Source organism: Rhodocyclus purpureus (genome assembly GCF_016653115.1).
GTDB classification, from domain to species: Bacteria; Pseudomonadota; Gammaproteobacteria; order Burkholderiales; family Rhodocyclaceae; genus Rhodocyclus; species Rhodocyclus purpureus.
This window is the reverse complement of the sequence record NZ_NHRX01000016.1, coordinates 61274-82257: the sequence shown is the minus strand read 5'-3', so window position 1 is coordinate 82257 and position 20984 is coordinate 61274. Positions and strand designations below refer to the sequence as shown.

General features: G+C 67.5%; 19 protein-coding genes. 12 read left to right on the top strand and 7 right to left on the bottom strand.

Features of this window, described 5'->3' with window-relative positions; all coding sequences use genetic code 11:
- Positions 1–41 precede the first annotated feature (41 nt).
- On the bottom strand, positions 42–905 hold the full coding sequence (gene rsgA / locus CCR84_RS03245) for a ribosome small subunit-dependent GTPase A (protein WP_201209525.1): 864 nt from the start codon (positions 903–905) through the stop codon (positions 42–44).
- Positions 906–1189: 284 nt separating this feature from the next.
- Complete coding sequence (locus CCR84_RS03240) at positions 1190–2473, bottom strand: M48 family metallopeptidase (RefSeq protein WP_201209518.1); 1284 nt, start codon at positions 2471–2473, stop codon at positions 1190–1192.
- A gap of 142 nt (positions 2474–2615) precedes the next feature.
- On the opposite strand from CCR84_RS03240, the gene orn reads away from it, so the two are divergent.
- Positions 2616–3161 carry an oligoribonuclease gene (gene orn / locus CCR84_RS03235; RefSeq protein ID WP_201209516.1) on the top strand — a complete coding sequence of 182 codons (546 nt, stop codon included), beginning with the start codon at positions 2616–2618 and terminating at the stop codon, positions 3159–3161.
- A gap of 13 nt (positions 3162–3174) precedes the next feature.
- Here the strand turns inward: orn and CCR84_RS03230 are convergent, their stop codons facing one another.
- Complete coding sequence (locus tag CCR84_RS03230) at positions 3175–3510, bottom strand: hypothetical protein (RefSeq protein ID WP_201209514.1); 336 nt, start codon at positions 3508–3510, stop codon at positions 3175–3177.
- A gap of 258 nt (positions 3511–3768) precedes the next feature.
- The gene (locus CCR84_RS03225; RefSeq protein ID WP_201209507.1) at positions 3769–4578 is read right to left on the bottom strand and encodes an inositol monophosphatase family protein; all 810 of its coding nucleotides are present in this window, start codon (positions 4576–4578) and stop codon (positions 3769–3771) included.
- A 257-nt stretch (positions 4579–4835) separates the two neighbouring features.
- On the opposite strand from CCR84_RS03225, the gene CCR84_RS03220 reads away from it, so the two are divergent.
- The 11 genes from CCR84_RS03220 (at position 4836) to iscX (ending at position 14590) form a co-directional block, all read left to right on the top strand.
- Entirely contained in the window at positions 4836–5582 is a 747-nt protein-coding gene (locus CCR84_RS03220) for an RNA methyltransferase (RefSeq protein WP_201209659.1), read from the top strand.
- Positions 5583–6587: 1005 nt separating this feature from the next.
- Entirely contained in the window at positions 6588–7340 is a 753-nt protein-coding gene (cysE, locus tag CCR84_RS03215) for a serine O-acetyltransferase (protein WP_201209505.1), read from the top strand.
- Between the two features lie 68 nt (positions 7341–7408).
- Positions 7409–7894, top strand: a complete 486-nt coding sequence (gene iscR, locus CCR84_RS03210; protein ID WP_201209498.1) for a Fe-S cluster assembly transcriptional regulator IscR — start codon at positions 7409–7411, stop codon at positions 7892–7894.
- Between the two features lie 4 nt (positions 7895–7898).
- Entirely contained in the window at positions 7899–9056 is a 1158-nt protein-coding gene (locus CCR84_RS03205) for a cysteine desulfurase family protein (protein ID WP_201209497.1), read from the top strand.
- Positions 9057–9221: 165 nt separating this feature from the next.
- Positions 9222–10433: an IscS subfamily cysteine desulfurase gene (locus CCR84_RS03200; RefSeq protein ID WP_274610771.1), complete on the top strand. Its 1212-nt coding sequence runs from the start codon at positions 9222–9224 to the stop codon at positions 10431–10433.
- 374 nt (positions 10434–10807) lie between these two features.
- On the top strand, positions 10808–11191 hold the full coding sequence (iscU, locus tag CCR84_RS03195; RefSeq protein WP_201209496.1) for a Fe-S cluster assembly scaffold IscU: 384 nt from the start codon (positions 10808–10810) through the stop codon (positions 11189–11191).
- A 53-nt stretch (positions 11192–11244) separates the two neighbouring features.
- A complete protein-coding gene (gene iscA, locus CCR84_RS03190) occupies positions 11245–11568 on the top strand; it encodes an iron-sulfur cluster assembly protein IscA (protein ID WP_201209495.1) in 324 nt (107 codons plus the stop codon).
- Complete coding sequence (gene hscB / locus CCR84_RS03185; RefSeq protein WP_201209494.1) at positions 11568–12158, top strand: Fe-S protein assembly co-chaperone HscB; 591 nt, start codon at positions 11568–11570, stop codon at positions 12156–12158. Before iscA ends, hscB begins: the two co-directional genes overlap by 1 nt.
- Before the next feature lie 28 nt (positions 12159–12186).
- The gene (gene hscA, locus CCR84_RS03180) at positions 12187–14061 is read left to right on the top strand and encodes a Fe-S protein assembly chaperone HscA (protein WP_201209493.1); all 1875 of its coding nucleotides are present in this window, start codon (positions 12187–12189) and stop codon (positions 14059–14061) included.
- Positions 14058–14402 (top strand): ISC system 2Fe-2S type ferredoxin, encoded by a 345-nt coding sequence (gene fdx, locus CCR84_RS03175; RefSeq protein WP_201209492.1) that lies wholly within the window; start codon positions 14058–14060, stop codon positions 14400–14402. The genes hscA and fdx overlap by 4 nt, the downstream gene beginning before the upstream one ends.
- A complete protein-coding gene (gene iscX, locus CCR84_RS03170; protein ID WP_201209491.1) occupies positions 14399–14590 on the top strand; it encodes a Fe-S cluster assembly protein IscX in 192 nt (63 codons plus the stop codon). The genes fdx and iscX overlap by 4 nt, the downstream gene beginning before the upstream one ends.
- A 310-nt stretch (positions 14591–14900) precedes the next feature.
- Here the strand turns inward: iscX and serB are convergent, their stop codons facing one another.
- The 3 genes from serB to mfd all read right to left on the bottom strand — a co-directional run bounded on the left by serB (position 14901) and on the right by mfd (position 20874).
- The gene (gene serB / locus CCR84_RS03165; protein WP_201209490.1) at positions 14901–15749 is read right to left on the bottom strand and encodes a phosphoserine phosphatase SerB; all 849 of its coding nucleotides are present in this window, start codon (positions 15747–15749) and stop codon (positions 14901–14903) included.
- A 27-nt stretch (positions 15750–15776) separates the two neighbouring features.
- Entirely contained in the window at positions 15777–16847 is a 1071-nt protein-coding gene (locus CCR84_RS03160) for a 3-deoxy-7-phosphoheptulonate synthase (protein WP_201209489.1), read from the bottom strand.
- Positions 16848–17400: 553 nt separating this feature from the next.
- Positions 17401–20874 carry a transcription-repair coupling factor gene (mfd, locus tag CCR84_RS03155; protein ID WP_242508510.1) on the bottom strand — a complete coding sequence of 1158 codons (3474 nt, stop codon included), beginning with the start codon at positions 20872–20874 and terminating at the stop codon, positions 17401–17403.
- Positions 20875–20984: the final 110 nt, after the last annotated feature.

The following is a 20984-nucleotide window of genomic DNA, read 5'->3' as shown; positions in this document are numbered from 1 at the left end:
TAACGTGAAACTGCAGCGTGGACAATCCGCCGGCTGACGCTTCACCCGGCCTGCGCGCGCAGGGTGCGGAAGACTTCGTAGCGGCGCGGGTCGATCTCGCCGGCGGCGACCGCGGCGCGGATCGCGCAGTCGGGCTCCTTCTCGTGGCGGCAGTTGCGGAAGCGGCACTGGCCGATGAACGGCCGGAATTCGACGAAGGCGTGCTCGATCGTCGTCAGGTCGAGGTGGTGCAGGCCGAATTCCTGCAATCCCGGCGAGTCGATCAGCGCCGATCCGGCGTCGAAGCGGTAGAGCGTCGCGTGCGTCGTCGTGTGCTTGCCCGAGTCGAGCGCGGTCGAGATCTCGCGCGTTGCCGCCTCGGCGCCCGGAACCAGCGCGTTGATCAGGGTCGACTTGCCCATCCCCGACTGGCCGACGAGGACGCTCAACTGGCCTTCGAGGTGGGGGCGCAGGTCTTCGGCGTGGTCGCGCGCCGAGAGCTGCAGCAGGGGGTAGCCGAGCTTCACGAATGGGGCCAGCGCCGCCAGCGCATTCGGTACGCCCGCGGCGAGGTCGCACTTGTTGAGCACGATCAGCACCGACAGGTCCTGATCTTCGGCGGCGATCAGGCAGCGCGTCAGCAGTTCGTCGGAGAATCCCGGCTCGACGGCGACGACGAAGACGATCTGCGTGACGTTGGCGGCGACGAGCTTCTTGCGGAACTCGTTCGAGCGGTAGAGCAGCGAATGGCGCGGCGCCACCGACTCGATCACCGCCTGGCCGTCGCCGCTCAGGGCGAGCTGGACGCGATCACCGCAGGCGACCTCGCTCTTCTTGCCGCGCGGGAAGGCGAGCAGGGTCCTTCCGTCGGCGAGCGCCACCCGGTACTGGCGCCCATGGGCGGCGATGACTTCGGCGTCAAGCATGTTCAGGATGTTTCCCCCGGTGGCGTCAACGTGAAACTGCGAAAGAACGAGGCAAAGACGCTGCCCTGAGCAGCAGCCCGTCATCGCGAGCCCGCAGGGCGTGGCGATCCAGTACGTAAGTCTCGCATCGGAAAGGGCCCAAAGACAGAAGAACGAACTGGATTGCCACGGCGCTACGCGCCTCGCAATGACGGCATTGAAGCGAAGGGCCGCGTTTCATGCTCAGGGGTGGCACGACTCGCCATGATCGTTGGGGCGGGTGCTGCGGGTCCGAGGGGCCGCGTTCATCCGGCCCCGGCAGCGAGTTTTTGCAGGTTGGCGACGCGCAGGGCGGCCGGCGGGTGCGAGTCGTAGAAGAGCGAGTGCAGCGGGTCCGGCGTCAGCGTCGAGGCGTTGTCCTCGTAGAGCTTGACCAGCGCGCTGACGAGGTCGGTGGCGGCGGCGTTCGCTGCCGCGTAGGCGTCGGCTTCGTACTCCTGCGTGCGCGAGAGCAGGCTCATCATGGGCGTCAGCGGGAAGGCGAATACCGGCGCCGCAAGGAAGAAGAGCAGCAGCGCCTGCGCGTCGCCCGCCTCGCTGACGCCGAGTCCCGCGTAGAACCAGGGCGACTGCGCGAGCAGCCCGAGCAACGCAAGGAAGGCGAGTGCGAGCACGAACATCAGCATGATACGTTTCAGCACATGGCGCAGGCGGAAGTGGCCGAGTTCGTGCGCGAGCACGGCCTCCACTTCCTGCGGCTGCAGCCGTGAGAGCAGCGTGTCGAAGAAGACGATGCGCTTGTTGCGCCCGAAGCCGGTGAAGTAGGCGTTGCCATGGGCGGAGCGGCGGGAGCCGTCCATGACGAAGAAACCGCTGGCCGCGAAGCCGCAGCGTTCGAGCAGCGCCTCGATGCGTGCCTTCAGCGCGTCGTCGGCGAGCGGCGTGAACTTGTTGAACAGCGGCGCGATCCAGGTCGGGAAGATGAACAGCAGCAGCAGGTTCAAGGCGCACCAGAAGGTCCACACCCAAAGCCACCAAGCCTCGCCCATCCGTTCCATCAGCCACAGCGCGGCGGCAATCGTCGGGATGCCGAGCAGCGCACCGATCGCCGCCTGCTTGGCGAGGTCGCTGAAGAAGAGACCCTGCGTCATGCGGTTGAAGCCGAAGCGTTCCTCGATCACGAACTGCCGCCACCAGGCCATGGGCAGGTCGACGATGGCCGAGATCAGGAAGACGCTGACGATCAGCGCGACGCCTGACCACAGTTCGCTCCCCGTTGCCAGTTCCGTGCTGGCAGCTGGCGCGAGCCGTCCGTGCCAGAAGTCGAGCAAGGCCTCGATGCCGCCACCGAGCGTGAACAGCAAGAGCAGCGCGGTTTCGACGCCGAGGGCGGCGATGCCGAAGCGCGTGCGCGTGATCGTGTAGTCGGCCGCCTTGCGGTGCGCGGCGAGGTCGATGCGCCCGGCGAACTGCGCCGGTGGCGCGTCGCGATGCGCGAGCACGTGCGCGATCTGTCGCCTGGCGAGCCACAGCCGGACGGCGGTGGTCGCCAGCAGCGCGGCGAGAAAGACGATCGTGAAAGTGTTCATGCGCAATATGAGAAAATGTCGCCAGGAAAAGTTGCGTCCCGGACCCGGCAGGCGGTTAGCGCCCATGCCCGGAGCAGGGCGGCCGCCGCTGGCTGCGCCGGCGGCGGTGAACCCCAAGCATTGCAGGAGATTGGTGGATTATATGGCAGAGGACGCGAACCGCCTCGTTTGGCTGGACATGGAAATGACCGGGCTCGACCCCGAGCGCGAGCGGATCATCGAACTGGCGATGATCGTCACCGACAACGAGCTCAACGTGATCGCCGAATCACCCGAGTGGGCGGTGCATCAGCCCGAGCCGGTGCTGGCGGCGATGGACGAATGGAACCAGAAGACGCACGGCGCTTCCGGCCTGGTCGCCCGCGTCCGCGCGTCGACCCTGGACGAGGCAGCGGTCGAGGCGGCAGCGCTCGCGTTCATGGCCGAATACGTGCCGGCGCGCACTTCGCCGATGTGCGGCAACTCGATCGGCCAGGATCGCCGCTTCATGGTGCGCTACATGCCGAAGCTCGAAGACTTCTTCCACTACCGCAGCATCGACGTGTCCACGGTCAAGGAGTTGTGCCGCCGCTGGCAGCCGGAGATCGCGAAGGGAATGGTCAAGAAGGGCGCGCACACGGCGCTCTCGGACATCCGCGAGTCGATCGCCGAACTGCAGTACTACCGGCAGCACTTCATCCGCGGGTGATTCGCCAAACCCTTCAGTAGAACTGGTTCACCGTCGCCGCCAGGCGGCGGTCCCTGTCCTTGCGGCGATCGTTCGCAGGTCCCTTGCGCCGGTCGCCACGGGCGCAATTGCGCCGATCGTTGAGCAGGAGCGGGTCGTGCGGTTGGGGCGTGCAGGAGGCGCCGGAATCCTTCGCGAAGGTGTAGACCTGCCCGCCGTGATAGATCTCGATATGGGCGAACTGGTGTCCGTTGGCTGCGGCCGTCAGCTGGGCGAAGGCTTCTTCGAAGTTCTCGGCAGGACGGAAGCATTCTATCTTGCGCACGCCTTGCTCGTAACGCCCCGCCACCACCACGTAGCTCAGCGACATTTTCGTCTCCTCGCCGATGTGATCTTCCCGATCGCATCGTTGGTCCCGCACAAGCATTGCGCTGCCTGCGTGGTTCCCGCCTGTCATGAAGTCGACGATGGCGGGATCACCGACGCCTCGTTCCTTCGGCTACGCGCGCGACACGCAAGGCTCGCGCCTCAAGCAACAGTATAGGCGCGTTTCCGGCGCGAGGTGGTCGGCAAGCCCGTACTCGGGGCCGGCAGCGGCGACGCTGCGCGCCGCCACCAAGCTCGCCGATCAGGCGTTGAGCGCTGCCGAGCGGAACGGCGCCACTACCTGCAGCAGTTGCGCGAAGACCTTCGGGTTGCCGGCGATGATGTTGCCGCTGTCGAGGTAGGAGGTTTCGCCGGCGAGGTCGCCGACGATGCCGCCCGCTTCGGCGATGAGCAGGGCGCCGCCGGCCATGTCCCAGGGCGAGAGACCGAACTCGAAGAAGCCGTCGAAGCGGCCGCAGGCGACCCAGGCCAGGTCAAGCGAGGCCGATCCCGGGCGGCGCATGCCGGCGCTCTTCTGCATCAGTTCGCGGAAGATGCCGAGGTAGGCGTCGGCGTGCTCGAAGGCACGGTAGGGGAAGCCGGTGCCGATCAGCGCGTCCTCGAGCTTCAGGCAGCGCGAGACGCGGATGCGGCGGTCGTTGAGGAAGGCGCCGGCGCCCTTGCTCGCGGTGAACAGCTCGTTGCGCACCGTGTCGTACACCACCGCCTGCGTCAGCACGCCCTTGTGCCTGAGCGCGATCGACACCGCGTACTGCGGAACGCCGTGGATGAAGTTGGTCGTTCCGTCGAGCGGGTCGATGATCCACTCGTATTCGCTGCCCGTATCACGGCCGGCGGAGCGGCCGGACTCTTCTGCTAGAATCGAATGTTCGGGATACGCTTCGCGCAGCGTCTCGATGATCACGGCCTCGGCGGCGCGATCGACTTCGGTGACGAAGTCGCTCTGCTGCTTGCGCGTGACCTGGATCCGGTCGATGTCCTGCGAGGCACGGTTGATGATCTGGCTGGCGCGGCGCGCGGCCTTGATGGCGATGTTGAGTGCTGGATGCATGGCTGATTGAGAACCCGACGCGCGGCGGCTGCCGCCCACTGTTCCTGTTGATCGAATCGAACATTTTAACGTGAAACGCCCGCGTCGGCGGTCCTTGATTCGGCCTTCCGGCCTTCCCACGACAGCCCGGTTCCGCGCGAGCCGTGAGAGCGGCTCAAGCCGCGACGCCTCTCCTCGTTCCACTTTGCTTTCCGACCCCAGCCTCGATGTCCACTCTCCTGAACGATCCGATCACCGCACTCCCGCCGAGCCCCGCCTTGAATCCAGAGCAGGCGCTCGGCCGCCTGCGCATCGTCCTCTCGCACCCCAGTCACCCGGGCAACATCGGCGCGGCAGCGCGGGCGATGAAGACGATGGGAATCGCCGACCTGGCGCTGGTGCGGCCGAAGCGTTTTCCCGACGCCGAGGCGAGTGCGCGGGCCGCCGGCGCCGACGACATCCTCGCCGCTGCGCGCGTCTGCGAGACGCTCGACGAGGCACTCTCCGGCGCGGTCTTCGCGGTCGCGGTGACCGCGCGCCGGCGCAACCTGGGGCCCGCGCCGCTGGCCGCGCGCGAAGCGGCACCGTTGTTCCTCGCTGCGGCCGCCGACGGACCGATCGCCTTCGTCTTCGGCAACGAGACGGCGGGACTGGCCAACGACGAGGTGCAGCGTTGCCAGCGTTGCCTGCACATCCCGTCGCAACCCGATTTCCAGTCGCTCAACCTCGGTGCGGCGGTGCAACTCGTCTGCTACGAACTGCGCCTCGCGGCCTACTCGGGTGAGCCGCCCGTCGATTCGCCGGTCGTGCCCTTCGCTTCGAAACCGGCGACGATCGAGGAGAACGAGGGCTTCTTCGCTCACCTGGAGCGCGTGATGATCGACACCGGCTTCCACGACCCGCGCCAGCCGAAACGCCTGCTGCCCAAGCTCAGGCGCCTGTTCGGCCGTGCCGGGCTGGAGCGCGACGAGATCAACATCCTGCGCGGCATCCTCGACGCGGTTGAACGCAAGATCAAGCGCTGAAATCAGAGGACATAATTACGCGGACGGCAGCCGCCGCGATCGAGCGTTGCCGCTTGTGCACCACGGATCCCGCCGATACGCCTAACTGCCGTCATTGCGAGGCGCGCAGCGCCGTGGCAATCCAGTTCGTTCTTCCAGTTTCGCGGCGTCGCCAACTCGGGCGACCCGATGCGAGACCTACGTACTGGATCGCCACGCCCTGCGGGCTCGCGATGACGGATTCGCTTCACTGCCGTCATTGCGAGGCGCGCAGCGCCGTGGCAATCCAGTTCGTTCTTCCAGTTTCGCGGCGTCGCCAACTCGGGCGACCCGATGCGAGACCTACGTACTGGATCGCCACGCCCTGCGGGCTCGCGATGACGGATTCGCTTCACTGCCGTCATTGCGAGGGGCGTAGCGCCGTGGCAATCCAGTTCGTTCTTCCAGTTTCGCGGCGTCGCCAACTCGGGCGACCCGATGCGAGACCTACGTACTGGATCGCCACGCCCTGCGGGCTCGCGATGACGGATTCGCTTCACTGCCGTCATTGCGAGGGGCGTAGCGCCGTGGCAATCCAGTTCGTTCTTCCAGTTTCGCAGCCTCGCCAACTCGGGCGACCCGATGCGAGACCTACGTACTGGATCGCCACGCCCTGCGGGCTCGCGATGACGGATTCGCTTCACTGCCGTCATTGCGAGGCGCGTAGCGCCGTGGCAATCCAGTTCGTTCTTCCAGTTTCGCGGCGTCGCCAACTCGGGCGACCCGATTCGAGGCCTACGCACTGGATCTCCACGTCCTACGGGCTCGCGATGACGCGTTGTCTGGATCGCCACGCGCTGCGGGCCCGCGATGACCTGCTACTGCTTCGGGGCAGCGCTTTTGCCTCATCCCTTCACAGTTTCACGTTAAAAGTTGATTGAAAAAGTCGGGCATTCTAGAATTCCGGCCTTGCAGGGGTGTCGGCGCCGCGCCGCCCTTGCGGCCCCGGGCCCTCGATTGCGGCGACTTTGTGGAGTTTTCCAGTTCATGTTCAGCCGCCTGCGCGAAGACATCCGGTCGGTGTTCGACCGTGATCCCGCTGCCCGTTCGTCGTGGGAGGTCCTGACCTGCTATCCCGGCATACACGCGGTCATCTTCTACCGCCTGGCGCACGCGTTCTGGCAGATGCGCCTGTTCTGGCTCGGCCGCTTCACCTCCCAACTCGGCCGCTTCTTCACCGGCATTGAAATCCACCCGGGCGCGGTGATCGGCCGGCGCTTCTTCATCGACCACGGCATGGGCGTCGTCATCGGCGAGACCGCGGTGATCGGCGACGACGTCACGCTCTACCACGGCGTCACCCTCGGTGGCACCTCGTGGAACAAGGGCAAGCGCCATCCGACGCTCGGTGACGGCGTCGTCGTCGGCGCCGGTGCGCAGGTGCTCGGCCCGATCAGCATCGGTGCCGGCGCCAAGGTCGGCTCGAACGCGGTGGTGATCAAAGACGTGCCGCCCGGCTCGACCGCGGTCGGCAACCCGGCGCGGATCATCGACAACGAGCAGGCGCAGCGGCGCGAGGAGAAGGCCGGCAAGCTCGGCTTCTCGGCCTACGCGCTGGCGACCGGGCAGGACGACCCCCTGTCCAAGGCGATCCACGGCCTGCTCGACCACGCGGTCGAGACCGACCGGCGCATCGAGCTCCTGCGCGCACGCCTGGAAGAGGCGGGCGTCAGCGTCGAGGACGAACTCGCCGTCGCCGACCGCTTCGATCCGAAATACCTGAGTAAAATCGTTGACTAATCGCCGGCGCATCTCCTATAGTACGATTACTTGACTAAAACGTTCGGGTACCGGACCAAGGAGCACGCATGAGACTGACCACCAAAGGGCGTTTTGCCGTCACGGCGATGATCGACCTCGCGCTGAACAATGGCGAAGGTCCGGTGACGCTGGCCGGGATCAGCGAGCGGCAGAGCATTTCCTTGTCCTATCTGGAGCAGCTGTTCGGCAAGCTGCGCCGCAGTGGAATCGTCGACAGCGTGCGCGGCCCCGGCGGTGGCTACAGCACGGCACGCCCGCTCGCCGAGGTGTCGGTCGCCGACATCATCCGTGCCGTCGACGAGCCGCTCGACGCGACGCAATGCGGTGGCTTCGAGAACTGCCGCGACGCCGAGCGCTGCATGACGCACGATCTGTGGACGACGCTCAACATGAAGATGTACGACTACCTGAGCTCGGTGTCGCTGGCCGACCTCGTCGAACGCCAGCGCAGCAAGCTCGGTCTGAGCGCGCCCGTGCAGCAGCGCCCGCTGACCATCCGCCGCTCGTCGGCCAAGGCTGCAGCGCACCCCTGACGCGATGTTCGCCCCGGCCTACTTCGACCACAACGCGACGACGCCGCTCGACCCGGCCGTGCGCTCGGCGATGCTGCCGTGGCTCGGCGATCGCTGCGGCAACGCCTCGGCGCGGCACGAGTACGGTCGCGCCGCCAAGCGCGCGCTCGACGCCGCGCGTGCGCAGGTCGCCGCGGCCGTCGGCGCCGAGCCCGACGAAGTCGTCTTCGTCTCCGGCGGTTCCGAGGCCAACAACCTGTTCGTCAAGGGCGCTGCCGGACGGCTGCCGGCCGGCCTGATCGCGGTCGGCGCGACCGAGCATCCGAGCGTGCTGCGTCCGGCCGAACAACTGCAGCGGCGTGGCTGGCAACTGCGCCGGATCGCCGTCGATGGCGAGGGACGCGTCGACGCCGACGACTGGCGTACAGTGCTCGCGCTGCGCCCGGCGCTGGTCTCGGTGATGCTCGCCAACAACGAGACGGGTGTCGTCCAGGACGTCGCGGCGCTGGCCGCAGACGCCGCCCGTGCAGGCGGCACGAGCTGCTTCCATACCGATGCCGTGCAGGCGCTGGGCAAGGTCGCGGTCGATTTCCGCGCGCTCAAGCGCGCCGGGGTGCGCGCGCTGAGCGTCTCGGCGCACAAGATCGGCGGCCCGCAGGGTGCCGCCGCGCTGATCCGCGACCGTCGCGTAGACCTGGAGCCCCTGATCGCAGGTGGCGGTCAGGAGGGTGGGCTGCGTTCGGGTACCGAAAACCTCGCTGCCATCGTCGGTTTCGGCCTCGCCTGCGAACTCGCCGCGGCGCGCCGTGTCGAAGCGGCGGCCCGGCTGCAGGCGCTGCGTGCGCGGCTGGAGAGCGCGCTCGCCGGGATGGGGGCGACGATCTTCGCCGCCACCGCCGAGCGCCTGCCGAACACCTGCTACTTCGCCCTGCCGGGTATCGACGGCGAGACCCTGGTCGGCCAGCTCGACCGCGCCGGCTTCGCGGTGGCCAGCGGCAGCGCCTGTTCGAGCAGCGAGGTCGGGCCTTCGCAGACCTTGCTGGCGATGGGGGTCGATCCGCTGCTGGCGCAGGGCGCCCTGCGCGTCAGCCTCGGTGCGGGCAACGACGAGCGGCAGGTCGACGATTTCCTGGCGGCCGTGCAGGCGACCACGCAGAAGCTGCGCCGCCTGCTCGGTGTTTGAGCGAGCAGGGAACGGACAGGGCAGGGAACAAGCGCTCGCCAGTGGCTGTGCAGCAGCTTGGGCAGGATGGCAGCACGGTTTGAAGATGGAACAAAAGGTTTGCAGGGAATTTGAACAGGGTTGGCGCGGACTCTTCCGCGACGGACCGGAACATGGAGCGATAGCATGCTGAAACTGCCGATTTACCTCGATTACTCGGCGACCACCCCGGTCGATCCGCGTGTCGCAGAAAAGATGATTCCCTACCTCGTCGAGAAATTTGGCAACCCGGCCTCGCGCTCGCACTCCTTCGGCTGGGAAGCCGAGGCGGCGGTCGAGGAAGCGCGCGCGCAGGTCGCCGCGCTGGTCAATGCCGACCCGCGCGAGATCGTGTGGACTTCGGGCGCGACCGAGTCGAACAACCTCGCGCTGAAGGGCGCCGCCCAGTTCTACAAGGGCAAGGGCAAGCACATCATCACGGTCAAGACCGAGCACAAGGCGGTTCTCGACACCGTGCGCGAACTCGAGCGCCAGGGCTTCACGGCGACCTACCTCGACGTCAAGGAGAACGGCCTCGTCGACCTCGACGCCTTCCGCGCCGCGATCCAGCCCGACACCATCGTCGCCTCGGTGATGTTCGTGAATAACGAGATCGGCGTCATCCAGCCGATCGCCGAGATAGGCGCCATCTGCCGTGAGCGCGGCATCGTCTTCCACGTCGACGCAGCGCAGGCGACCGGCAAGGTGGAGATCGATCTCGCCAAGCTGCCGGTCGACCTGATGAGCTTCTCGGCGCACAAGACCTACGGCCCGAAGGGCATCGGCGCGCTCTATGTCCGCCGCAAGCCGCGCATCCGCCTCGAAGCGCAGATGCACGGCGGCGGTCACGAACGCGGTTTCCGTTCGGGTACGCTGGCGACGCACCAGATCGTCGGCATGGGTGAAGCCTTCCGCATCGCGAAAGAAGAAATGGTCGAGGAGAACGCGCGCATCAAGGCGCTGCGCGACCGCCTGCTCGCCGGCCTCGCCGACCTGCCGGCGACCTACGTCAATGGCGACTTGGACCAGCGCGTCCCGCACAACCTCAACATCAGCTTCGCCTACGTCGAAGGCGAGTCGATGCTGATGGCGATCAAGGACCTGGCGGTGTCGTCCGGTTCGGCCTGCACCTCGGCCTCGCTCGAACCCTCGTACGTGCTGCGTGCGCTCGGTCGCGACGACGAACTCGCGCACAGCTCGATCCGCTTCACCATCGGCCGCTTCAACACCGAGGAGGAGATCGACTACGCGGTCAAGCTCCTGCACGAGAAGATCGGCAAGCTGCGCGAACTCTCGCCGCTGTGGGAGATGGTGCAGGAAGGTGTCGATCTGTCGACCGTGCAGTGGGCGGCGCACTGAACGCGCTCGAATTCGTGACGGTCACGGCAGCTTGCGCCATCCCCCAGCATGAAATTCAGCCTCGGCGTCATTGCGAGGCGCGCAGCGCCGTGGCAATCCAGTGTGTTCTTCCAGTTTCGCGGCCTCGCCAACTCGGGCGACCCGATGCGAGACCTACGTACTGGATCGCCACGCCCTACGGGCTCGCGATGACGCGTTGTCTGGATCGCCACGCCCTGCGGGCTCGCGCTGACGGGCTGTTGTTCGGGGAGCGTGCCCTCGCTTCATCTTTTGCAGTTTCGCGTTAGAAAATCCGGAACAAGGGCGGCGCGCGCTGGTCAATCGGCGGAGCCGCTGGCAGCTACGGGCTGTCCGAATCAACAAGGAGACTCAACATGGCATACAGCGTCAAGGTCCTCGACCACTACGAAAACCCCCGCAACGTCGGTTCCTTCGCCAAGGAAGAAGAGGGCGTCGCCACCGGCATGGTCGGCGCGCCGGCTTGCGGTGACGTGATGAAACTGCAGATCAAGGTCGGCAAGGATGGCATCATCGAGGATGCGCGCTTCAAGACCTACGGTTGCGGCTCGGCGATCGCCTCGTCGTCGCTGGTGACCGAATGGGTCAAGGGCAAGTCGCTCGACGAAGCGCTGGCGATCAAGAACACGCAGATCGCCGAAGAACTGGCGCTGCCGCCGGTTAAGATCCACTGCTCGATCCTCGCCGAGGACGCGATCAAGGCGGCAGTGGCCGACTACCGCAAGAAGTCGGCAGAATAAGGGCCGGCGCCAGTAGGTCCGGCGCAAGCACACTCAGCAAAGGAGATGAAGGAATGGCGGTAACGTTGAGCGAAAGGGCGGCCACGCACGTGGCCAAGTTCATCGAAAAACGCGGGCGCGGCGTCGGGCTGCGCCTCGGCGTGCGCACCAGCGGCTGCTCGGGAATGGCCTACAAGCTCGAATTCGCCGACGAGATCGAGGCCGAGGACATCCTCTTCGAGTCGCACGGCGTGCGCGTCATCGTCGATCCGAAGAGCCTGCCCTACATCGACGGCACCGAACTCGACTTCGTGCGCGAGGGCCTCAACGAAGGCTTCAAGTTCAACAACCCGAACGTCAAGGACGCTTGCGGTTGCGGCGAGAGCTTCCAGGTCTGATGGCCGGGCTTGCCGACGGCGCGCCGGGCACCTGGGAACCCGCGCGCGATCATTTCGCCTTGTTCGGACTGGCGCGCGACTTCCGCATCGACGGCCGCGAACTCGACAGCCGCTTCCGTGCACTGCAGGTCGAAGTGCATCCCGACCGCTTCGCCAGCGCCGGCGACGCCGAACGACGGCGCTCGCTGGAACTGGCGACGCGGGTCAATGAAGCCTACCAGACGCTGAAGCAACCGCTCGCGCGGGCGCGCTACCTGATCGGGCTGCTCGGCAGCGACAAGGACTTCGCGCACGACCATACCGCCCTGCCGGCCGACTTCCTGATCGCGCAGATGGAATTGCGCGAGGCGGTCGCCGACGCGGCGCAGGCGCGCGACCTCGATCAGCTCGACCGCCTGCGCGACGATCTCGACCGCCGCCTGCGTGCGCACTACGAGGAACTCGCCGCCGTCCTCGAGCGCGCAGGGAGCGCCGCTGGTGAGGCGCGTGCCGCCGAGTTGCGCGCCGCCGAGGACCGCATCCGCCGCCTGATGTTCGAGGAGAAACTCCTCGCCGACATCGGCGACGCCGAAGAAGCGCTCGACGACTGAAAAAAAACAACTAACCGGAAACCGCTCCATGGTTCTTCTCCAAATCGCCGAGCCCGGCCAGTCCGACGCGCCGCACGAGCGCCGCCTGGCGGTCGGCATCGACCTCGGCACGACCAACTCGCTCGTCGCCACCGTGCGCTCGGGAATGGCGGTCGTCCTCAACGACGAACTCGGTCGCTCGCTCCTGCCCTCGGTCGTCCGCTATACGGGCGACGGCTGCGAAGTCGGCTATGAAGCGCAGGCGCACCAGACGAGCGACCCCAGGAACACCGTCGTCTCGGTCAAGCGCTTCATGGGGCGCGGCTTGAAGGACATCGCCCATCGCGAGTCTATGCCCTACCTGTTCGACGACGCCCCCGGCATGGTCCGCCTGCACACGGCGGCCGGCCCGAAGAGCCCGGTCGAGGTCTCCGCCGACATCCTGCGCGCCCTGCGCGAGCGCGGCGAGGCCGCGCTCGGCGGCGACCTGGTCGGCGCGGTGATCACCGTCCCCGCCTACTTCGACGACGCGCAGCGGCAGGCGACCAAGGACGCGGCGCGGCTGGCCGGTCTCAACGTGCTGCGCCTGCTCAACGAGCCGACCGCCGCGGCGATCGCCTACGGCCTCGACAACGCCGCCGAAGGTGTCTATGCGGTCTATGACCTGGGCGGCGGCACCTTCGACATCTCGATCTTGAAGCTCTCGCGCGGCGTCTTCGAGGTCCTGTCCACCGGCGGTGACTCGGCGCTCGGCGGCGACGACTTCGACCAGCGCATCTTCTGCTGGATCATCGAGGCCGCCAAGCTGAAGCCGCTGTCGCCGCAGGACGCGCGCTTCATCCTGTCGCGCGCACGCGAAGCCAAGGAATACCTGACCTTCCACGGCGCCGCGCCGATCACCGCGCGGCTCTCCTCCGGCGAAGTCGTCGACCTGACGCTGACCACCGAGATCTTCGCCGAGATCACGCGCACCCTGGTCACCAAGACGATGCAGCCGGTGAGGAAGGCGCTACGCGACGCCAAACTCGGCGTCGATGACGTGAACGGCGTGATCATGGTCGGCGGCGCCACGCGCATGCCGCAGATCCAGCGTGCCGTCGGCGAGTTCTTCAAGAAGGAACCGCTCAACAACCTCGACCCGGACAAGGTCGTCGCGCTCGGCGCCGCCAAGCAGGCCAACCTGCTCGCCGGCAACCGCAGCGCCGACGACTGGCTCTTGCTCGACGTGATCCCGCTCTCGCTCGGCCTGGAGATGATGGGCGGCCTCGTCGAGAAGATCATCCCGCGCAACTCGACCATCCCGATCGCGCGCGCGCAGGACTTCACCACCTTCCGCGACGGTCAGACCGCGCTGGCGGTGCATGTGGTGCAGGGCGAGCGCGAACTCGTCACCGACTGCCGCTCGCTGGCGCGCTTCGAACTGCGCGGCATCCCGCCGATGGTCGCCGGTGCCGCGCGCATCCGCGTCACCTTCCAGGTCGACGCCGACGGCCTGCTGTCGGTGTCGGCGCGCGAGCAGACCGCGGGCGTCGAGGCCAGCGTCGTCGTCAAGCCGTCCTACGGCCTCTCCGATGACGAGATCGCGCACATGCTGAAGGACTCGCTCGAACACTCGCGCGACGACGCGATGCGCCGTGCGCTGAAGGAGATCCAGGTCGAGGCGCAGCGGCTGATCGAGGCGGTGCAGTCGGCGCTGAAGAGCGACGGCGAACTGCTCGCCGACGACGAGCGCGCGCGCATCGAGGCGGCGATCGTGGCGCTGCAGGCCGCCGCGCTCGGCGAGAACCGCCGCCACATCACGCTCGCCATGGACACGCTCGACGCCGACACCAAGGACTTCGCCGCCCGTCGCATGGACAAGAACATCCGCCGCGCCCTGGCCGGGCGCAGCGTCGCCGAAATCGCCGGGGAGGAAAGCCAATGACCCAGATCATCGTCCTGCCGCACGTCGAGCTCTGTCCCGACGGTGCGCTGATCGAAGCCGCGCCCGGCACCTCGCTGTGCCAGGCGCTGCTCGACAACGACATCCCGCTCGAGCACGCCTGCGAGATGTCCTGCGCCTGCACTACCTGCCACGTGGTCGTGCGCGAAGGCTTCGCCTCGCTCAATGATGCCGACGAACTCGAGGAAGACCTGCTCGACAAGGCCTGGGGGCTGGAGCCGAACTCGCGCCTCTCCTGCCAGGCGACCGTCGGCGACACGCCGCTGGTGATCGAGATCCCGCGCTACACGATCAACATGGCCAAGGAGGGGCACCGCTCATGAAGTGGACCGACGTCAACGACATCGCCGTCGAACTCGCCGACCGTCACCCGGACATCGATCCGCTGACCATCAACTTCGTCGACCTGATGAACCTGGTGCTCGCGCTGCCGGGCTTCACCGACGACAGCCGGCACTGCGGCGAGAAGATCCTCGAAGCGATCCAGCAGGGGTGGATCGACGAGCGCTAGGAAATGGGGGCTACTACGCAATGACGGTGTAGTCGGGTTTACGCCGCGCTGACGCTCGTGGAGATTCGTACCACCCCCGAGCATGAAACGCAGCCATTCGCTGCCGTCATTGCGAGGCGCGTAGCGCCGTGGCAATCCAGTTCGTTCTTCTGTTTCCTCGCTCTTTCCGGCTATCCACGACCGACCCGATATCAGCCCCCCGCACTGGATCGCCACGCCCTGCGGGCTTGCGATGACGCGCTATCGTTCGCCACGCATTGCAGGCTCGCGACGGTTGCGGTTTCAGCCCTCTTCATTCACTCCTGGAATTTCAGCCGAGCACTTCGGCGATCCGGTCGAGTCCGCCGAAGTTGATCGCGGCGTCGGCCTTGGCGCGGGTGGCGGGCTTGGCGCGGAAGGCGACCGCGAGGCCGGCTTCGCCGAGCATCGGGATGTCGTTGGCGCCGTCGCCGATGGCGATCACCTGCTCGCGCTCGAGGCCGAATTCGGCGCGCAGCCGGCGCACGTGCTCGGCCTTGGCGGCGGCGTCGATGACCTCGCCGAGGACGCGGCCGGTGAGCTTGCCGTTGGCGATTTCGAGCCGGTTCGAGGTGGCGAAGTCGAAGCCGTGTTCGATGCGCAGGCGCTCGGTGAAGTAGGTGAAGCCGCCGGAGAGGATCGCGGTGCGCAGGCCGGCGGCGCGCACGGCCTCGAGCAGTTCGCCGGCGCCCGGCGACAACTGCAGGCGCTCGCTATAGACGCGGGCAAGGACGCGCGCGTCGAGCCCGGCGAGGACTTCGACGCGCTGGCCGAGGCTCTCGCGGTAGTCGAGTTCGCCGCGCATCGCGGCTTCGGTGATCGCCGAGACTTCGGCCTTGCGTCCGGCGAAGTCGGCGAGTTCGTCGATGCACTCGATGGTGATCAAGGTCGAGTCCATGTCGAAGACGATCAGGCCGTAGTCGGCGAGCTTGCGCCCGCTGTCGATGAAGGCCCAGTCGAGCTTTTCCTGATGGAGCAGGGGGGCGACCTCGGCGTCGAATTCGGCGTTGCGCCAGACGTCGCGCAGGCGCACGGCCTGCGGCGGACGCGGTTCGATGCTGGCCGCGCCGGTGGCGGCAGCGGCACGGTCGATGAGGAAGGTCGGCACGGCGCCGCCGAGGATGATCAGGTCACGGCTCACGATGGGTCAGCGGAAAATGGAGGTTGTTCAGAGGCGCGCGGGCAGCACGTCGCGCAGCAGGACCGCGGCTTCGCGCAACGCCTTTTCGGTGGTTTCCCAGTCGACGCAGGCGTCGGTGACCGAGCAGCCGTAGATCAGCTTGGCCGGGTCGTCGGGGATCGGCTGGTTGCCGGCGACGAGGTTCGATTCGATCATCGCGCCGACGATCGACTGGTTGCCGAGGCGGACCTGGTTCACGACGTCGGCGAGCACCTTCGGCTGCAGTTCGGGTTTCTTGTGGCTGTTGGCGTGCGAGCAATCGACGACGATGTTCGCCGGCAACTTGGCCTTGGCCAGCGCCTCGGTGGCGATCTGCACGCTGACCGTGTCGTAGTTCGGGCGACCGTCGCCGCCGCGCAGGACGAGGTGGCCGTAGCGGTTGCCGCGCGTGCGCACGATCGACGAGCGGCCCTGTTCGTTGATGCCGAGGAAGCTGTGCGGGCGCGAGGCGGAGACGATCGCATTGACGGCGATGCCGACGTCGCCGTTGGTGCCGTTCTTGAAGCCGACCGGCGTGGACAGGCCCGAGGAGAGCTCGCGGTGGGTCTGCGATTCGGTGGTGCGCGCGCCGATCGCGGTCCAGGTGATCAGATCGCCGATGTACTGCGGCGAGATCGGGTCGAGCGCTTCGGTACCGACCGGCAGCCCGAGCTCGGCGACGGCGAGCAGGAAACGGCGCGCCTCCTCGATGCCGCGGTCGATGCGGAACGAGTCGTCCATGTCCGGGTCGTTGATGAAGCCCTTCCAGCCGGTGGTGGTGCGCGGCTTCTCGAAATAGACGCGCATGACTAGCAGCAGCGTGTCGCCGACCTCGTCGGCCAGCGCCTTCAGCCGGCGCGCGTAGTCCATCCCGGCGACCGGGTCGTGGATCGAGCAGGGGCCGACGACGACGAAGAAGCGCGGGTCCTGGCGGTCGAGGATCGCACGCAGCGCCTGGCGTCCGGCCCGCACCGACTCGGCCGCGGCCACGGTGAGCGGCAGCCGCTCGATGATTTCCAGGGGCGTCGGCATCGGGTCGAAGGACGCGACGTTGATGTTGTCGATATCGGCAGTGGTCATGGTTTTATCATCTCGGGGACGGTGTGCTTGATTCCTTGAATTAAATGGATCGTCCCCTTGGTCAAGAAGTCGGCTGAACAAAGACCGCTAGTTTAGCGTGAAACAGCGCAAGAGCATTCCCCCACAATTCCGGGGACGTTATCCTTGATTCTCTGGAATTGCCAGTCATGGCGAGTTATGCCGCCCCCGGGCATGCAACGCGCCCATCCGCTGCCGTCATTGCGAGGCGCGTAGCGCCGTGGCAATCCAGTTCGTTGTTCTGTTTCCTCGCCCTTGCCGGCCATCCATGCGCGCCCGGATACGAGCCCTACGCACTGGATCGCCACGCCCTTCGGGCTCGCGATGACGCGTCGCCATCCCGTCATTGCGAGGCGCGCAGCGCCGCGGCAATCCAGTTCGTTCTTCTGTTTCCTCGCCCTTGCCGGCCATCCATGGGCGCCCGGAGATGAGCCCTACGTACTGGATCGCCACGCCCTGTGGGCTCGCGATGACGCGTCGCCATCCCGTCGTTGCGAGGCGCGCAGCGCCGTGGCAATCCAGTTCGTTCTTCTATTCAGGCCAGTTGCTTGAACATCTCGCGGATGGCGCCGACCTTTTCACCGAGGTTGGCGGTGGCGCGCGTGAGGATCAGACGGTCCTGGCCGGCGAGCTTGTAGTTCCGGTTCTTCTGGATCAGGTCGATGATGCGGATTGCTTCGATCGGCGGGTTGGGGAGGAACTGGACGACGATCTGGCTGGCGGTGGCGTCGAGCTTGGCGATGCCGAGCGGCTTGCCGAGGAGACGGATGCGGTGCGTCGCCAGGAGGCATTGCGCCTGCGCCGGCAGTTCGCCGAAGCGGTCGATCAGTTCTTCCTGCAGCTCGTCGATCTCCTCGTCGCTCGCGCAGTTGGCCAGCCGCTTGTAGAGCGTCAGCCGTTCGTGCACGTCGGGCGCGTAGGCGTCGGGCAGGAGCGCCGGCATGTGCAGGTTGATCTCGGTGGTGAGGCCCAGGGGCTGCGTGAGGTCGGGCTCGCGCCCCTGCTTCAGCGCGGCGACGGCGCGGTTGAGCATCTCCGTGTACAGGTTGAAGCCGATCTCCTGCATCTCGCCCGACTGGTTCTCGCCGAGGACCTCGCCCGCGCCGCGGATTTCGAGGTCGTGCATCGCGAGGTAGAAGCCCGAGCCGAGTTCCTCCATCGCCTGGATCGCTTCGAGCCGCTGCCGCGCCTGCTTCGACAGCGCGCCCTCGTCGTGGGTGAGCAGGTAAGCGTAGGCCTGGTGGTGCGAGCGGCCGACGCGGCCGCGCAGCTGGTGCAACTGCGCGAGGCCGAACTTCTCGGCGCGGTTGATGATGATCGTGTTGGCGTGCGGGTTGTCGATGCCGGTCTCGATGATCGTCGTGCACAGCAGCAGGTTGGCGCGCTGCTGGGTGAAGTCGCGCATCACGCGCTCCAGCTCGCGCTCGCCCATCTGCCCGTGGCCGACGACGATGCGCGCTTCGGGAACGAGCTTGGCCAGCTTCTCGCGCATGTTGTCGATGGTGTCGACCTCGTTGTGCAGGAAGTACACCTGGCCGCCGCGCTTGAACTCGCGCAGGAGCGCTTCGCGCACGATGCCGTCGGAGAGCGTGTAGACGAAGGTCTTGATCGCCAGGCGCTTGGCCGGCGCGGTGGTGATCACGGAGAAGTCGCGCAGGCCTTCGAGCGAGAGCCCGAGCGTGCGCGGGATCGGCGTCGCGGTCAGCGTCAGCACGTCGACCTCGGCGCGCAGGGCCTTGAGCGCCTCCTTCTGGCGGACGCCGAAGCGGTGTTCCTCGTCGATGATGACGAGTCCCAGGCGCGAGAACCTGACGTCCTTCTGCAGGAGCTTGTGCGTGCCGATGACGATGTCGAGGCGGCCGTCGGCGAGTTCGGCGAGCGCCTGAGCCGATTCCTTGGCCGAGCGGAAGCGCGACAGCTCGGCGATCTTCACCGGCCAGTCGGCGAAGCGGTCGCAGAAGGTGCGGTAGTGCTGCTCGCAGAGGAGCGTCGTCGGGCAGAGCACGGCGACCTGCTTGCCGCCGGCGACCGCGCAGAAGGCGGCGCGCAGCGCGACCTCGGTCTTGCCGAAGCCCACGTCGCCGCAGACGAGGCGGTCCATCGGCCGGCCCGACTTCATGTCCTCGATCACCGCGGCGATCGCGGCGGCCTGGTCCGGCGTCTCGTCGAAGCCGAAGCCTTCGGCGAAGGCGTCGTAGTCGTTGGCCTTGAAGTCGAAGGCGTGGCCCTGGCGGGCGGCGCGCGCGGCGTACAGGGTCAGGAGTTCGGCGGCGGTGTCGCGCGCCTGCAGCGCGGCGCGGCGCTTGGCTTTGTCCCACTGCGGCGAGCCGAGCGGGTGCAGCGGCGCGGCGTCCGGGTCGGCGCCCGAATAGCGCGAGATGACGTGCAGTTGCGCGACCGGGACGTAGAGCTTGGCGTCGCCGGCATAGTGCAGTTCGAGGAATTCGGTGTCGCCTTCGCCGAGGTCGAGGTGCACGAGGCCCTGGTAGCGGCCGATGCCATGCTGCTCGTGCACCACCGGGTCGCCGACCTTGAGTTCGGTGAGGTCCCTGAGCCAGTTGTCGATCGAGGCGCGGCGCTGCGCCTCGCGCCGGGTGCGCCGCGTCGGGCTGCCGGCGAAGAGCTCGCTCTCGCTCAGGAAGGCGAGCGCGTCGCCATGCTCGCCGGCGACGAGGAAGCCTTCGTGCAGCGGCGCGACGGTGAGCGCGAGCCGCGCGTCGCCGGCGCAGAAGGCGGCGAAGTCGGCGCAGGCGGCGGGCTTCAGCCCGTGCGTCGCGAACAGTTCGGCGAGCGTCTCGCGCCGGCCGGCCGATTCGGCGAGCAGCAGTACGCGGCCGGGGTAGGCGGCGAGGAAGGCCTTGAGGCGGCTGAGCGGATCCTCGGCGCGGCGCTCGATGGCCAGTGGCGGCGGCGCCATCGTCGGCGGCGCCGAGTCTTCGGCAGGCGCGGCGCTCTCGTCGCTGGCCGTTTCTCCGTGAGCTTCGCTGTCAGCTACGCCGCCGGCCGCGCTGCGCCTGATCTGGATGCGGCCGTGGCGGCGCGCGGCGGCGAAGAAGGCTTCCTCGGCGAGGAAGACTTCGGCCGGCGGCAGCAGCGGTCGCGTACGGTCGCCGTTCAGCATCGCGTGGCGCGACTCGGCGTCCTTCCAGAATTCGCGCAGCGCCTCGGCGACCGCGCCGTGCGTGATCAGCGTCGCGTTCTCGGGCAGGTAGTCGAACAGCGTCGCCGTCTCCTCGAAGAACAGCGGCAGCCAGTATTCGATCCCGGCCGGGGCAACGCCGGCGGAGACGTCGCGGTAGAGCGGGCAGCGCGCCGGATCGCCTTCGAAACGCTCGCGGAAACGCTGACGGAAGCCGGTGCGGCCGCGCTCGTCGAGCGGGAACTCGCGCGCCGGCAGCAGGCGGATCTCCGGCGCCGGGTAGATGGTGCGCTGCGTGTCGACGTCGAAGGTCTTGATGCTGTCGATCTCTTCGTCGAACAGGTCGATGCGGTAAGGGAGCGGCGAACCCATCGGGAAGAGGTCGATCAGCCCGCCGCGCACCGAGTATTCGCCGGGCGAGACTACCTGCGTGACGTGGCTGTAGCCGGCGGTTGTCAGCTGCGTGCGCAGGCCGTTCACGTCGAGCCGTTCGCCCTTCTTCAGGAAGAAGGTGTGGCCGGCGAGGTAGGCGGGCGGCGCCAGGCGGCAGGCGGCGGTGGAAGCCGGCGCCAGCAGCACGTCGCAGTCGCCGCGCATCACCGCGTAGAGCGTCGCCAGGCGCTCGGAAATCAGGTCGTGGTGCGGCGACAGGCTGTCGTAGGGCAGCGTTTCCCAGTCCGGCAAGAGGCGGACGCGCAGTCCGGGGGCGAACCACGGGATCTCGTCGAGCAGGCGCTGCGCATCGCCGGCACTCGCCGTGAGCACGGCGAAGAGGCGTCCGGGCATGGCGCTCGCCAGTTGCGCGATCGCCAGCGCATCGGCGGAGCCGGCCAGCGGAAGCAGCGTGAGCCGGCGGCCGGCGCCCGGCAGCGCAGGCAGGCCGGGGAGCAGGCTGCTGCCGGCGGTGAGGGGGGAGGGAACGGGCTTTGCGGCGGAGCTTGGCTTGACGGAAGGCACGGGCAGTAGGGGATCGGCGGGCG